This is a genomic window from Pseudomonas sp. TZ252, from assembly GCF_056110345.1.
Map to the genome: position 1 here is coordinate 5868746 of NZ_CM148566.1, position 14665 is coordinate 5883410.

General features: G+C 62.0%; 11 protein-coding genes and 2 pseudogenes. 6 read left to right on the forward strand and 7 right to left on the reverse strand.

What is annotated here, in order from left to right; genetic code table 11:
• Positions 1–8: 8 nt before the first annotated feature.
• The 3 genes from ACYAF3_RS27075 to ACYAF3_RS27085 all read right to left on the reverse strand — a co-directional run bounded on the left by ACYAF3_RS27075 (position 9) and on the right by ACYAF3_RS27085 (position 4138).
• Positions 9–968 (reverse strand): sugar ABC transporter substrate-binding protein, encoded by a 960-nt coding sequence (locus ACYAF3_RS27075; protein WP_003088297.1) that lies wholly within the window; start codon positions 966–968, stop codon positions 9–11.
• A gap of 218 nt (positions 969–1186) precedes the next feature.
• Positions 1187–2515: a sigma-54 dependent transcriptional regulator gene (locus tag ACYAF3_RS27080; protein ID WP_003450268.1), complete on the reverse strand. Its 1329-nt coding sequence runs from the start codon at positions 2513–2515 to the stop codon at positions 1187–1189.
• A 135-nt stretch (positions 2516–2650) separates the two neighbouring features.
• A complete protein-coding gene (locus tag ACYAF3_RS27085; protein ID WP_003088294.1) occupies positions 2651–4138 on the reverse strand; it encodes a RimK family protein in 1488 nt (495 codons plus the stop codon).
• 190 nt (positions 4139–4328) lie between these two features.
• Here ACYAF3_RS27085 and ACYAF3_RS27090 point away from each other — a divergent pair, with 190 nt between their 5' ends.
• The 5 genes from ACYAF3_RS27090 (at position 4329) to ACYAF3_RS27110 (ending at position 10978) form a co-directional block, all read left to right on the forward strand.
• Complete coding sequence (locus tag ACYAF3_RS27090; RefSeq protein WP_003450267.1) at positions 4329–5426, forward strand: GNAT family N-acetyltransferase/peptidase C39 family protein; 1098 nt, start codon at positions 4329–4331, stop codon at positions 5424–5426.
• Between the two features lie 157 nt (positions 5427–5583).
• On the forward strand, positions 5584–5718 hold the full coding sequence (locus tag ACYAF3_RS27095) for a hypothetical protein (protein WP_003088290.1): 135 nt from the start codon (positions 5584–5586) through the stop codon (positions 5716–5718).
• Between the two features lie 310 nt (positions 5719–6028).
• Complete coding sequence (locus ACYAF3_RS27100; protein WP_003450262.1) at positions 6029–7924, forward strand: di-heme-cytochrome C peroxidase; 1896 nt, start codon at positions 6029–6031, stop codon at positions 7922–7924.
• A 178-nt stretch (positions 7925–8102) separates the two neighbouring features.
• Positions 8103–9242, forward strand: a complete 1140-nt coding sequence (locus ACYAF3_RS27105) for a catalase family protein (RefSeq protein WP_003119166.1) — start codon at positions 8103–8105, stop codon at positions 9240–9242.
• A gap of 482 nt (positions 9243–9724) precedes the next feature.
• Positions 9725–10978 carry a hypothetical protein gene (locus ACYAF3_RS27110; protein ID WP_170869670.1) on the forward strand — a complete coding sequence of 418 codons (1254 nt, stop codon included), beginning with the start codon at positions 9725–9727 and terminating at the stop codon, positions 10976–10978.
• A gap of 273 nt (positions 10979–11251) precedes the next feature.
• Here the strand turns inward: ACYAF3_RS27110 and ACYAF3_RS27115 are convergent, their stop codons facing one another.
• Together ACYAF3_RS27115 and ACYAF3_RS27120 are read right to left on the reverse strand one after the other, a co-directional pair.
• Positions 11252–11431, reverse strand: coding sequence for a hypothetical protein (locus ACYAF3_RS27115; RefSeq protein ID WP_016851718.1), 180 nt, complete (start codon positions 11429–11431; stop codon positions 11252–11254).
• Positions 11432–11437: 6 nt separating this feature from the next.
• Positions 11438–11644: pseudogene (locus ACYAF3_RS27120) on the reverse strand (DUF2840 domain-containing protein); the annotation flags it as partial.
• Between the two features lie 56 nt (positions 11645–11700).
• Here ACYAF3_RS27120 and ACYAF3_RS27125 point away from each other — a divergent pair.
• A complete protein-coding gene (locus ACYAF3_RS27125; protein WP_073658686.1) occupies positions 11701–13071 on the forward strand; it encodes a hypothetical protein in 1371 nt (456 codons plus the stop codon).
• Positions 13072–13135: 64 nt separating this feature from the next.
• Here ACYAF3_RS27125 and ACYAF3_RS27130 read toward each other — a convergent pair.
• Both ACYAF3_RS27130 and ACYAF3_RS27135 read right to left on the reverse strand, forming a co-directional pair.
• A pseudogene (locus ACYAF3_RS27130) lies at positions 13136–13243 on the reverse strand (DUF736 family protein); the annotation flags it as partial.
• A gap of 786 nt (positions 13244–14029) precedes the next feature.
• A complete protein-coding gene (locus ACYAF3_RS27135; protein WP_003111130.1) occupies positions 14030–14410 on the reverse strand; it encodes a DUF4354 family protein in 381 nt (126 codons plus the stop codon).
• Positions 14411–14665: the final 255 nt, after the last annotated feature.

A 14665-nucleotide genomic window follows, 5' to 3' on the forward strand; every position in this document is an offset into this window, starting at 1 on the left:
CGGACGGCTCAGGGCGCAGTCACCAACTCGACAGGCGTCTCGACCACGCCGTCCTTCTCATGTTCCGGGGTTTGCCCGGCGAGCAGCTTGAGCGCGGTCTGGATACCGAACACCGCCTGCTTCGCGGCGAACTGGTCGGCAGTGGCCAGCACCCGGCCATCCTTGAGCATCGGCTTGATCGCCTGGATATTGTCGTAGCCGACCACCTTCACCTGCCCGGCGCGGCCCGCCGCGCGCACCGCCGATACCGCGCCGAGGGCCATGCTGTCGTTGCCGGCGAGCAGCGCCTTGAGGTCCGGATGCTCGTTGAGCATCGCCGAAGCCACCGCGTTGCCCTTCTCGATTTCCCAGTTGCCCGACTGCAAGGAGACGATCTTCATCCCCGCCGCGTCCATCGCATCCCTGAAGCCGGCGGTGCGCTGCTGGGCATTGGTGGTCGTGGAGACCCCTTCGATGATGCCGACCTCGTCGCCGGCCTTCAGTCGCTTCGCCAGGTACTCGCCGACCAGCCGCGCACCCTTGCGGTTGTCGGGCCCGACGAAGGGCACGCCGATCTTCTTCGCCTGCAGCACCTGCGGGTCGAAGCGGTTGTCGATGTTGACCACCACGATGCCGGCGTCCAGCGCTTTCTTCACCACCGGCACCAGCGCCTTGGAATCGGCCGGCGCGATCACCAGTGCGTCGACCCCGGACACGATCATCTGCTCGACGATGCGGATCTGGCTGGAGGTATCGGTCTCGTCCTTGATGCCGTTGGAAACCAGTTCGAACCGGTCGGCATGCTCCTTCTGGTAGGCCTTGGCGCCGTCCTCCATGGTCAGGAAGAACTCGTTCGCCAGCGACTTCATCACCAGCGCGATCCTGGGCTTCTCGGGAGTTTCCGCGTGGACGGCGGACAGGGGCAGGAACGAGGAACAGGCAGTCAGCACAACGGCAGCCAACAGGCGCCGGGAAGCGACCCGCTTCATGGTGTATCCTCCAGCTTTTCTTATCGTTGTATTGAGGCTTTTCCAGGAGATTATCCAGACGCAAACGTTTGCGTTAAGTGAATATGCGTCGATCTGACAGATTCTGTCAATCGCCACGAGCAACTGTCGCGAACCGGTCGGGATCGGTTGGATTCTAGTTCGCTACGGCTGGGAAACGCAGGATATTTTGCCTGGCCGGCAGATCTCCCGCCGCCCACTCAGCGCAACCGGTGCTTGTGCAACAGGCGGTAGAAGGTCGGCCGCGACACCCCGAGCATCCGCGCGGCCACGCTGAGGTTGTCGCCGTAACGGGCCAGCGCATCACACATCGCCTGGCGCTCGGCGCAGAGCTTGTAGACCTCCAGGCTGGACAACGGCGGGCCGTCGCCGCGCGCGCATTCCAGGCCGAGGTCCTGGGCCTCGATCTGCTTTCCCTCTGCCAGGACCAACCCGCGACGTACCCGGTTGGCCAGTTCGCGGACATTGCCCGGCCAGGCGTGCATCGCCATCGCCGCCAGCGCGTCCTCGCTGAAGCGACGCGGGCGGCGGCCGGTCTCCAGGCTGTAGAGCCGGGAGAAATGATTGGCCAGCAGCGGCAGGTCCTCGCTCCGTTCGCGCAAAGGCGCGGTGCCGACCTGCAGGACGTTGAGCCGGTAGTAGAGGTCCTCGCGGAACGTCCCGGCGTCGATCGCCGCCTCCAGGTCGACATGGGTCGCCGCCAGCACCCGCACGTCCACCTCGACCGGCCGGCTACCGCCGACCCGCTCGATCTGCTGTTCCTGGAGAAAGCGCAACAGGTTGGCCTGCAACTCCAGCGGCAGGTCGCCGATCTCGTCAAGGAACAGAGTGCCGCCGTCGGCCGCCTCGATCCGTCCGACCTTGCGCTGGTGCGCGCCGGTGAAGGCGCCCTTCTCGTGGCCGAACAGCTCGGACTGGATCAGGTGCTCGGGAATCGCCCCGCAGTTGATCGCGACGAACGGCTTGTCCGCGCGCCGCGACTGCCGGTGCAGGGTACGCGCGACCAGTTCCTTGCCGGTGCCGCTCTCGCCACGGATCAGTACCGGCGAGTCGGTCGGCGCCAGCTTCGCCAGCAGCCGGCGCAGGTCGCGTACGGCCAGGCTCTCGCCGAGCAGTTCGTGCTCGCCCTCGGCATCGCCGGGCACCGTGCCGCGCCCGCGCAGGCGGGCCATGCCAAAGGCGCGGCCGAGGGTCACCTGCACCCGCGCCATGTCGAACGGCAAGGTATGGAAGTCGAAGAACCATTCGCAGACGAAATCGCCGACACCATTCAGCGGCAAGGTGTCCGGGCTGAGCACGGCGATCCACTCGGTGCCGCTGCGGCTGATCAGGTCCTTCACCGTTTCCGGCCGCTCCAGGTGGAACGGCCGCAGGCGCAGCAGGCCGACGTCGCAAGCGCGTTCGCGCGCCGTTTCCAGCGCGCAGCTGTCCACTGCCCAACCCGCCTCGCGAAGGCCCGGCAACAGGCGCCGGCAATCGTCGCACGGGTCCACCACCAGCAGACGGCGGAGGTTCGATGCATCTAACATGTGTGCTCCTTTGCGGCGCCAATTCTTTGAACCGTCATAAAAACGGCATGTTGGCGCTCTGAAAGGAAAATCTAGCAATTTTTTGACGCGCGAAAGTGAATCTTTGTTTATATCGCCAATGCCGAAATCGTCTTATCAGTCGTAGCCGCGACGCTTGACTTCCAGGCGCCGGACGAACTCCTCCAGGACCAGCTTGTAGAGGTCGTCGCCGAGGTAGACATCCTCCACCCCGCAGTCGATGTTCGGGTTGTCGTTCACCTCGATCACCACCACCTTGTCGCCGGCCTGCTTCAGGTCCACCCCGTAGAGGCCGTCGCCGATCAGGTTGGCGGTCTTCACCGCCAGCTCCACCACCTTGCGCGGCGCCTCGTGCACGGGCATGGTGCGGAAATCGCCGCTGACCTCCTCGGCGTCCGGGCTGTGGTCGTAGATCTGCCAGTGGCCCTTGGACATGAAGTACTGGCAGGCGAAGATCGGCTTGCGGTTGAGCACGCCGATACGCCAGTCGTACTCGGTATAGAAGAACTCCTGGGCAAGGATCAGCACCGAGCGCTCGAAAAGCTCGGCGCTGGCTGCCAGCAACTGCTCCTGGTCCTCCACCTTGATCACCCCGCGCGAGAAGCTGCCGTCGGGAATCTTCAGCACCAGCGGGAAGCCCAGGCGCTCGCCGACCTTCTCCAGTTCCTGCGGGTTCTCCTTGTAGAGAATCTCCGTGGCCGGCATGCCCAGCTTGTGGCTGCGCAGCAGGTCGGCCAGGTACACCTTGTTGGTGCAGCGCAGGATCGACACCGGGTCGTCCATCACCACCAACCCTTCGCTCTCGGCCTTCTTGGCGAAACGGTAGGTGTGGTCGGCGACATTGGTGGTCTCGCGGATGAACAGCGCGTCGTACTCGGCGATCCGCGAATAGTCCTTGCGCTCGATCAGGTCGACGTCGATGCCGAGGCTGCGGCCGACCCGCACGAAGTTCTTCAGCGCTTTGGCATCGGAAGGCGGGAACGCCTCGCCGGGGTCGTGGAGGATCGCCAGGTCGTAGCGGAACGGCTTGCGCGAACGCGGCTTGCGCCAGATCTGCCGGCTGAAGCTGTCCAGGGCGTTGGCGAAGAGGTCTTCCTGGTCCTCGCGCAGCTTGTGGATGGCGCCGGGCTTGATGCCCTCGATGTGCCAGGTGCGGTTGCGCTTGAACTCCACCAGCAGCAACGGGCAGGGAAACGCCTCGAACAGTTGTCGCGCCAGGTCCTGCAGCGGCTCGATATCGGTACGGCCGAAATACAGGGTCAGGGTGAAACCATCGGTGCTGCCGTAGGGGTGCGCGGCCAGGGCCTTGTCCAGGGTGCGATCCAGATCTTCCAGGACCAGGCTGTACAGCGACTTCCTGGCCAGCTCGCTGATGGTCCGCACCGAGGGGATCACCTTGTGCCCGCGCGCCTCGGCGAGCAGCGAGCAGTAGTAGCCATGGCGCAGGTACTTGTAGTGCCGGCACAGGTTGATCACCTGGACCCGCTTGCCAGTGTCGTCGTCGATGGGCAGTTCCAGGTATTCCTGGGCGGTGACCACATCCTCGCTGGGGTAATAGGACGTCCAGTCTTCCTTGCGTTCCACGATGATGAACAGCTTGCTCACGACACCTCCCGGGGTGACAGCGAAACCACGGCGCATTCGGAACCGGCTTGCCGGCGCACGCATCCCGGCCAATACTCGGCGGGAATCCCTTGCGAAACCGCTCTATGGCGCCTGCCAGCAAACCGAAGCGTACAGCACCCATTACAGCACGCCCGCGCGGAAGTTCCCGCCCGCGGCCGTGGAGACCGCTATGAACCTGACCCTCCGCCCGGCCGGTGTGGACGACCTGTCCGCCCTGGTCGAGCTGGAAAACCGCTGCTTCGACTACGATCGCCTGTCCCGCCGCAACTTCCAGTGGATGCTCACCCGCGCCCACGCCAGCCTGACGGTAGCCGAGGGCGACGGCGGCGTGCTCGGCTACGCCCTGGTGCTGTTCCACGAAGGCACCTCGCTGGCCCGCCTCTACTCCATCGCCATCGACCCGCGCGCCCGCGGCATCGGCCTCGGCCAGAAGCTGCTGGAAGCCGCCGAGCAGGCCGCGCGGGACAACGACCGCGCCTACATGCGCCTGGAAGTGCGCCCGGACAACCGTGGCGCCATCGCCCTCTACGAGCGCAACGGCTACCGTCCCTTCGCCACCGTGCGCGACTACTACGAGGACCACAGCGAAGCGCTGCGCTTCGAGAAACGCATCCGCAACCCCGGCCACGAACAGCGCCGCCACGTGCCCTTCTACCGGCAGACCACCGATTTCACCTGCGGCCCGGCCTGCCTGCTGATGGCCATGGGCGCGCTGCAACCGGAGCGCCAGTTGACCCGCCGCGAGGAACTGCGCCTGTGGCGCGAGGCGACCACCATCTACATGACCGCCGGGCACGGCGGCTGTAGCCCCCAGGGCCTGGCGCTGGCCGCCTGGCGGCGCGGCTTCCGGGTCAAGCTGGTGCTGTCCGCCAGCGGCCCGCTGTTCCTCGACGGCGTACGCAACGAAGACAAGAAGGCGGTGATGCGCCTGGTCCACGAGGACTTCTGCGAGGAACTGGACGCCTCGGGCGTCGAGCAGAAACGCTCGGCCAGGCTCGACATCCCGCGCCAGCTGGCCAGGGGCGGCCAGCCGCTGGTGCTGATCAGCAGCTACCGCCTGACCCGCTCCAAGGCCCCGCACTGGGTGCTGGTCACCCACTACGACGAGGACTTCGTCTACCTCCACGATCCCGACGTCGACCACAGCCAGCACCGCCAGCCGCTGGATTGCCAGCACATCCCGGTAAGCCACGCCGAGTTCGACAAGATGAGCCGCTTCGGCCGCAGCAAGCTGCGCGCGGCGGTGATCCTGTTCAACCCGGAATGATCCGCATCGCCCCGCCCTGCGGCGGGGAGATGTTCTCGCCTATCAATCAATTCCATCGATAGTGGCTAGTGAGACTATCCATTTTTCATTCGCCAACGCCGATGTTTACATAGTCGCCAGATCCCCGAATAACCAGAACGGAACTGGAGACGACACCATGAGCTACTCCGCCAAATCCTTCTCGGCCCTGATCAATGCCATGCGCGCCGACGGCATCACCCGCCTGGAACAACTGGCCCGCCAGCCCTTCCGCAACGCCCAGGGCTTCTGGAGCGCGGAGGCGAAGAAATGAAAGCCCTGCTCGACCGCCGTACCGATCCCACCTGGATGCTCTACGCCGCAATCATCGCCTGGCTGGCCTTCTCCGGTCTCTGACCGGCAGGCCACCGGCGCCTCGCCCTGCCGTTCCACGCCGCTCCGGCGTCCACCTTTCTCCGGTGAAATACCGAGCTTTCGTCGCCAACATCGCCAGGCGAGGCCTGCGCAAACGTTTCACCCGTTCGCTGTCAAGAAAACCTTGTCAAAAAAGCTGATAGCAGCTTGCCAATATGCCAACGCCTTGGCATAACGGTGCCAAAAAAAGGCCTACAAGGACGTTCCTGATGCGCACCGTGAAAAAGGCTCTGCTGGTTGTCGGCGTGATCGTGCTGGCGGTCGTCGGGGTGGTGGTCTACTACGTCGCCAATCCCAACCTCCCCCACTACCAGGCGCCGAGCGAGGTACGCTACCTGCCGCAATGGCAGGACGAGGCCCGCCAGCGCTTCTACTACACGCCCCAGGGCACCCTGGTGAAAGGCCTGCACTACGACTGGTTCACCGCCCTCGAACTGCCCTTCTCCGAAGAACCCTTCGCCGCCCCCGAATACCTCGCCCGCTTCGGCTTCCTCGTCGATCCGCAGCAGAAGGCCAGCGACCTCAACCCCGGCAACCTGCCGGTGGGCTTCAGCCAGCACCGCGACGAGAAGACCGGCACCCGCTACCTGGACATCACCTGCGCCGCCTGCCACACCGGCGAACTGCGCTACCAGGGCAAGTCGCTGCGCATCGACGGCGGCGCCGCCATGCACTCCATCGCCGCCACCGTGCCGACCCTGCGCGGCGGCGCCTTCGGCCAGGCGCTCGGCGCGAGCATGGCCGCCACCTACTACAACCCGTTCAAGTTCAACCGCTTCGCCAGGAAAGTCCTCGGCGAACGCTACGAACAGGACAAGTCGCAACTGCGCGCCGACTTCAAGGCCGTCCTCGACACCCTCCTGCGCACCGCCTGGAACGACACCCGCCGCCACCTCTACCCCACCGAGGAAGGCCCCGGCCGCACCGACGCCTTCGGGCGCATCGCCAACAGCGTCTTCGGCGATGCCATCGACCCGGGCAACTACCGCGTCGCCAACGCCCCGGTGAGCTATCCGCAGGTCTGGGACATCTGGAAATTCGACTGGGTGCAATGGAACGGCTCGGCCATGCAGCCGATGGCGCGCAACATCGGCGAGGCCCTCGGCGTCGGCGCGCGCCTGCAGATCTTCGACGAGCACGGCCAGCCGCTGCGGGGCGAGCAGCGCTACGCCTCCAGCGTACGCCTGCATGACCTGCACGTCCTGGAAGAAACCCTGCAACAACTGAAACCGCCGACCTGGCCGGAAGACCTCTTCGGCCGCATCGACCTGCAACGCGCCTCCCAGGGCCGCGCCCTGTTCGAAGCCAACTGCGCCTTCTGCCATGCGCCCAAGGTGCAACCGGCGGAATACGCCGCCCCCGGACGCAATCCCGAGTGGCGCATGCACATGGTGCCGACCGAGGTGATCGGCACCGACCCGACCACCGCCGACAACATCGCCGACCACCGCTACGACCTGCGCAAGCTCGGCTGGAGCGTCGACGAACTGGCGCGGATGAACGTCCAGCTGATCGGCGCCGATCCGCAGCAACTCGACCTCTCGCAACTGTCCTCGGCCAAGGGCCTGGCCTACATCACCGCCTTCGTCGAGCAGCGCGCCTACCGGGACGCCGGCATCCCGCCGGAACAGCAGAAGACCATGAACGGCTTCGACCTGCCGATCGGCGTACAGGAACTGCGCGCCTACAAGGCCCGCCCGCTGGACGGCGTCTGGGCGACCCCGCCGTTCCTGCACAACGGCTCGGTGCCCAACCTGTTCCAACTGCTCTCCCCGGCCGCCGAACGCTCGCCGCAGTTCTACGTCGGCACCTTCGAATTCGATCCGAAATTCGTTGGATTCCGCACCGAGAAATTCCCCGGCGGCTTCCTCCTCGACACCCGTCTCACCGGCAACCGCAACAGCGGCCACGAATTCCGCGACGGCTGCCGGCAGAACGGCGTGATCGGCCGCGCCCTCAGCCCGGAAGAACGCTGGGCGCTGGTGGAATACCTGAAGGTGCTCGGCAACCCCGAATTCGAGCGCCGCCTGGTCCCGGCCCAGACCCCACCCTGGACGCCCGGCCCGAAATGCCCGGCGCCGGAGCAACGGACCGCGCAACGCTGAACCTGGGAAATGGAGAAGCGCGAGGCATGGCGCCGCCGCCCCTCTCCACCCCTAGCAGCCCCTCTCCCTTCAGGGGGGACGCCTGGCCAGAGGACGGGGAGAAGCAATCGTGGCGCACTCCCCGCCCAAGAAGAATAAAAGCCCACAGCCAACGCACACCACCAAGGACACCCACTCCATGCGCGCACTCCTCACCCACGCCTGGCTGTTCCTCGGCAAATGGCTCGGCCGCCTGCTCCTCCTGCTGCTGGCCGTCGGCCTCGGCGGCTGGGCCATCGGCAGCCTCTACTACGCCTGGAAATTCTCCGGCCCGGTGTCCGCGGAAGAGCAGATCGCCCCGGACGAAGCCCGCATCACCCAGGCGATCATCCAGGACGCCATCCGCGTAGTCGAACAGCACCGCGACAACACCCGCGTCCTGCGCGATGCCCACGCCAAGGCCCACGGCTGCGTGAAGGCCGAATTCAAGGTACGCGCCGACCTCGACCCAACCCTGCGTCGCGGCGTGTTCGCCGAAGCGGGCAAGAGCTGGAATGCCTGGGTGCGATTCTCCAACGGCAACGCCTACCCGCAGTTCGACAGCAAGAACGACGCGCGCGGCATGGCCATCAAGCTGCTCGACGTACCCGGCGAAAAACTCCTGCCCGGCCGCGGCCATGACGGCGAGCAGGACTTCGTCATGTTCAACCAGCCGGTGTTCTTCATCCGCGACATCGCCGAATACCGGCAGAACTTCGCCGCCCAGGCCGACGGCAAGAAAGCCCTGGCCTTCTTCCCCAACTGGAACCCCGCCAGTTGGGAACTGCGCCACCTGCTGATCGCCCTGCGCACCCTCGCCCCCGCCCCGGACAGCCCGCTGCACGCCGGCTACAACGGCATCTCGCCGTACAAGCTGGGCGAACACAACATCAAGTTCCGCGTCGTCCCCGCCCCGGAGAAGTGCCCGGCCTACGAGCTGCCGAAGCAGAACCAGGACCTGCCCAACTTCCTCCGCGCCGCCCTGTACCAGCAACTCTCCATCGACCGCGCCCCCGCCTGCTACGCCTTCCAGGTGCAGCGCCAGGACCCGGGCAAGTACATGCCCATCGAAGACACCAGCGTCGAATGGAAGGAGTCGGACGCGCCCTTCGCTACCATAGCCGACATCATTGTGCCAGCTCAGGATTTTGATAGCCGGGAACAGAACCTGTTCTGTGACAACCTCTCGTTCAACCCCTGGCACGCACTGCCGGAGCATCGGCCGATCGGCGGGATCAACCGGTTGCGGAAGGCGGTTTACGAGGCGGTCAGTGGGTATAGGTTGGGGAGGAATGGGTGAGGGGTTGGGAAGGTGGAAGGTAGCTGTGTATGGCGTCTCCCTTGGTATTGATTTCGCCAATTTGGACTGTCAGAAAACGGCCAAAAGCGGCCTGAGGTTGGCGTCGACTTTGCGGCAGGGGTTCCAGGCCCCATCACGATTGACTGTACCTTTGGCCAGGGTCGCGGGTGGTGTCGCCCAGAGCCGCAAGGTAAATGAGCACCGCACGCGCTTAATATCACGGGATTTCCCCCTATATTATTGGCAGCGTAAACACCTGCCGTGCCGCAGTCACTAGAATGGCTCAAACTGCGGCTGAACTCGCAGAAGCTGATCTCGATTGTCTCAGTGGTTCAGCTGCCTTTCTTGGAGCTTGAGCGAGGCAAAACGGATTTCTCCAAGTCGTTGAACTCTTTGATGATGCAGGTCGCTACATGGCAGTTAGGTTGGAATTTGAAACTACAGACAGTCAAGAGATTGAGTTGGCGAAGCGGTATTGGGCCATGGACGAGGAAGGCGCGTACCTGGAACGCGTAGCCGATCTCCTCCCTTTCCGAGAAATTACCCAGGCCAGCATGGTCGCTAAATTTGTCCGGCAGATCTGCACGGCTTATGACGAAAATCAGACCTGTCCCAAGTGCGATGGGCAAATCCAGATAGGTGGCCGGACCGAGGCCAAGAAGGTAATTCAACGCTCCAATCAACCGTGCGAGGAATGTCAAAAAATTCAGGACGAGGAGAGGCAAAAGGAGGAAGCTCAGCAACGCGCTGAGTTGGAAGCTAAGCTCGCCCCTTACATCTCCCGTGCACGGGAAGCGACCATTTCCTACTCTGCGCTACCTGACGACACTGTACTCATCCTGCAAGCAATCCATGCACTGGTCGGCCCTCTGCTTACGCAAGGGACCTTTTCGCTGGACGACTGTGAAGCGATGACTCCTCAGGGAACAGGCGGCCTCATTGATCGCCTCTACAAGCAAAACATCCTGCAAGACGACCCTGCAGCAGCTAAACCGGGGACCTACTGGATCCAAGACGAGAAGCTCTGGTTCTCCAAAGCTTCAGCTCGTTACTTTCTTCCTCCGGATGCTGACCTAGGAGGAAGTCAGGCAGCGCTCAACATGCTGTTTGAGCGAGAGTTCTCAGATTCCGTAGCGCTGACCGAACTCTGGCTGGACCATGCCGTCACAGACGTGATGTGCTACTTCGAATATCAATGCGACGTGCACAACCACATCCTCTGCGCTGCAGATGTAGACAAGATCAAAGCCACCGTGCGCCATGGGATGCGCAAATACAGCGTCGCGCAGATGTGGTTCATCATGTGGAAGGTCACTCGAGATGCAGCAGCCCTTGCTAGCCGTAGCTACTACAACCGCGAGACAGCCGCCGCCACTATTCCTAATAAGATTCGTAAGCAACTGGAAAACGCCGATCAAGGTACCGAGCTTCGAAACGAATGGACCCGGCCAGAACCCCACATAACGGGCTCATTGGGAATGATGTTCTACTCACTCTTTGGGCTGGACGAATACACTAAAGGGACAGATGCGCAGGCGTTGTTTGATCGCCTAGGCGAAAAGAGTGGGGGCGAAATAAATCTTCACGCGTTAGCCGCAGCCTTCATGAAAACAGCTCTGGAAAACGAAAGCGCGCTGTTTGCTTTGGAGGACTTCGCGGAAATGGTCAGAGTGGGACTTACAACCGAGGACGCATTGAAAGAAACAATTGATCGAAATCCAGGGCTGTTCCAGTAACGCCAGCTGCGAAGTGGTCGGAGTTAGCGCCGCCCCTCCTCTGCACCTGTCTGCGCAGGAGCACCCGTGAGGCAGGTAAAGCTAGGCAGCCACTAAAGCTTGCCGCCGATCGAAATTCGCGCCGACGCGTTGAGATCACTTCTTCCAACCAGGGGCGCAGCATTGTGGTAGGTAGCGAAAGCACCAAGACTTACCACAACGCCCTGATCAGACCTCTGTGTAAAAGGGGAAAGATTTATTTATTGCACTCTAATTCTGCCTGACCGGTCAAGTTTAGAATAGGAAAAATAAATCCGTCCCCTTTTGGCCGTCCTTTTGGCCCCTTTTGGCCGTCAGGTTGTTGAGCAGGATGCCCAGGGCACTGGCATCGCCCATGACCGACACGTCCTCAGCCTGCGCCAGCCCCAGGTCGTTGCCGCTCAGATCAGATTGGCGGATGCGATCGCTGATCACCTGTTTTCACAACGCGAGCGGTAAGCGTGCCGCGAGCCGGTTAGCGAGCGTGCGCCAGTACGCGGGCGAGACGCCGACAGGCGCGATGCCCAGCGCCTCGATGGCGTCAATGCGTGCCAGCACGGCGCGCACCGGGTTCTCTCCCTCAGCGTGCAGCAGCAGGCGCGCGCCAGGCTGCACACCGGGGATGCGCTGCGCGCCATCCAAGGGCGTACGCAGCAATAATTTGCTAAAAGAAGGATCGTGGGCAGCACCGGGGAAAAGACACAATGCCAAATCCAGTTATGGATCATTTCAGGCTGCGGCCGATTTCAGAGTCTGACATTGACCAGGTTGTTGAAGATGCCAGGGGAAAACGGGCACATCCGGATGCTGATCGCCGAGAGCAAATTGGGGCTGACTATGTGCTGGGCAACTGCGTTATAGAGTTAAAGGCACTGGATGGTGAGGGCTTAGCAAAGCCAGAGAGACAAGCCAAACTTGCTGCGTTGTTCCGCCCTTTTAACGCCGACAGACCGGTTGTCGTTCTGGATCGTGGCTCTTTGCCGCCGCCTGAGCAGAGAAATTATGATCGGATTCTAGAAGGTCCAATCAAAACGGCAATCAGCAAAGCCAAAAAACAACTCAAGCAGTCCAGGCTTGAACATGAAGGAACGACGACTTCAATTATTTGGTTTGTCAACAACGGCTACACCGCGCTCGATCACGATGCATTGCTCACGCTAATAGCTCACCGAGTGCGGAATGACACCAATGAGATTGATGGGATCATTGTTTCGGGCTGCTACTTCCACAGCGATTCCTTCGACAGCTTTTTCCTGTGGCCCTTTGAATACGTCCCCATAAACCTGGATAAGGATTTTCCAGAGTTCGATGACTTGCACCGTGCCTGGAACGATCTTGCCACAAGGAGCATGACTGCTCTCATGCAAAAATTTCCCGGAAAGCAGGAGATAAAGGGGCCGGTGGTAGATACACAATTCGACATTGATAACATCACCTACGTGAAACCGGCACCGCCGATTGGAGGGAAATCAGATTTCTTCCGGCATGGCCGCCCAAGATTGAATAGCACGGGAATAACGACATCTCCTCCGGTGGGACTGGTTTTTGGCGATCTGTCGCTTGGGCAATGGACAACATTTCGTGAAAACCTGCCAAATGCACAATGGCTTCGGAAAAACTATGAGGACTGGAAGCTGAAAAGAGCAGATGCTGCCAAGCAAGCAACAAACAGACAGGTATTTATCTCAATTCCTGTAACTTGGGATGCTTGGCTCAAGTGGAATGAGGAGTCAGGAGGGAATCGGCGATTGACAACGCACCATTATGCAACCCATGTCTTTCAAGAGAAAATATCCGAACTTCTAAACGAAGCAAAAGATATAGATGGGGTAGGAATATTGCCCAACAGGTACATGCTTATCGTTACCGAAGAAATTGGGCAAGACAAATGCAACGACATTTCCCACGCCGCCATTGTTATAGAAAACCCGGACGGAACCCAGGATTTTGAAGAGATATTTTTCAATCAAAGGCTGTTCCATGAATATGCAATGACACTGGGCTGCGCACACGCGATTGCCCGAGGCATTGGAGTGGTCAGATGGCGTAAGAACAAGACTTACGCATGGCGCTAACCCAAACGGCAGACGGCTAGATGAACACTGAGCCCCGCCGCGTGTGGGCGGAGTGCAGCGGCGGTTACGCCGCATGGGGCTTGCTGCGCGACCAGATCAGGTCGTGCGTGCCGCCCTCGCCTTCGATCAGGCGGGCGTAGACCGTGGCCGGGAGCGAAGGATCGTCGAGGGTCGGCCCTGTGTTGTACGAGGTCGCTTGGTGCGAAACTGTAACGGCGCCAAAGGCTATTTGGCCGTTCCGTGTTTAGAGAGTCCCGGAAGCATCATAGCCGCCTAGTCAGTGATCATGGTTCGTCTAACCAGGACAGATCTCAGTCACACCTTAAGCCGTGGCCGACTTGCATACGGTAGGACACGGCCACATCCACATCATCGTCCAACACATCCTTAAGGATGTCATAGTTGGGCGTATCTGGTGTGACGGTTCGCCAGCGTGCTCCTGAGTGCAGGCCCCCGATAGTTAGTGACAGAAGTATCCTTTGGTGAGTGACAGCTTCTGGCCGTATACAGCCCTTCCCTCCCTAAGCCATAGCCCTTCCCCATACCTGAACGGCACACCTATTGCCACCCGCAAAACCACAACCTCCCCCGCTGCTAACCGCAATAGTCGCGGCTTGAGTGCTGCGGATTTGGTTTTTGAAATGTGGTGTTGGCGGCCCTCACCCCAACCCTCTCCCGCACGCGGGAGAGGGGGCCGGGCGTGCCTTATGGGTCGAGCGCCTCGCTCGGGCGCAGCCTGGAGCGATGTCTACCTCCCCTAGCCCCGGGCATCTGGCATCTGGCATCTGGCATCTGGCATCTGGCATCTAGAATTCGGCCCCCAGCCCAGGCAACCAGAAGCACCGGAAACGCGCCCTGAATGATTTCAGATTCGCGCCGAAACCTTCGAAAGCCGTTTCCTCGCACCCGAAAGCCGCCGAGGCTGCCCTGCGGCTTTCGCTGCGCAACGGCTATCCGCCTACTTGCACCGGTCGCTCAGCCTGACCAGCGATGCGCCGTACACCGCGTCGTCCTCGGAGGCGAAGATCGCCTCGCCTTCGACGGTGGCCCCCGGCTTGAGGGTCTCGGCGGTGAGTTCCTCGTCCACGGTATCCAGCCTGAAGGACTGGCCGGCGGCGGACTGCGCCACCAGGCAGCTGTTCTTCAGGCTGATCTCGCTCTTCGCCGCATTCACCAGGCGGACCTTGAAGGCCTGGGTGCGGAAGTGCTTGTCGCCGACGGATACGCTGCCCTTGTCGCCCTGGCGGGCGAAGACCATCACTGCGTCCGGCGCGGCGGCGAAGCCGAGGGAAGGAGCGGCCAGCAGGCCGGCCAGGGTCAGGGCCATTGCGTTCTTCATACTGATTTCCTTTGGCAAAGACTGAACGACCCAGTGATTTTCCGTGGGTCTTTTCGCCGCGATCAAGCGCAGTGCCAAGGAATGCGGGGCGCCTCGTGTTCTGCAAGTCGGAGGGTTTCCAGCGGAACTTTTCCCGCAACCGTGCTTCCAGGCGAAAACCGCTCGCTACGCGGAGCGCCGGTCTTCGGCCCCACACGATCCTCGCGCCCGCCAGGCTGCCCTCGAACGCTTGCAACCACAGGCCGGACGCTCGGT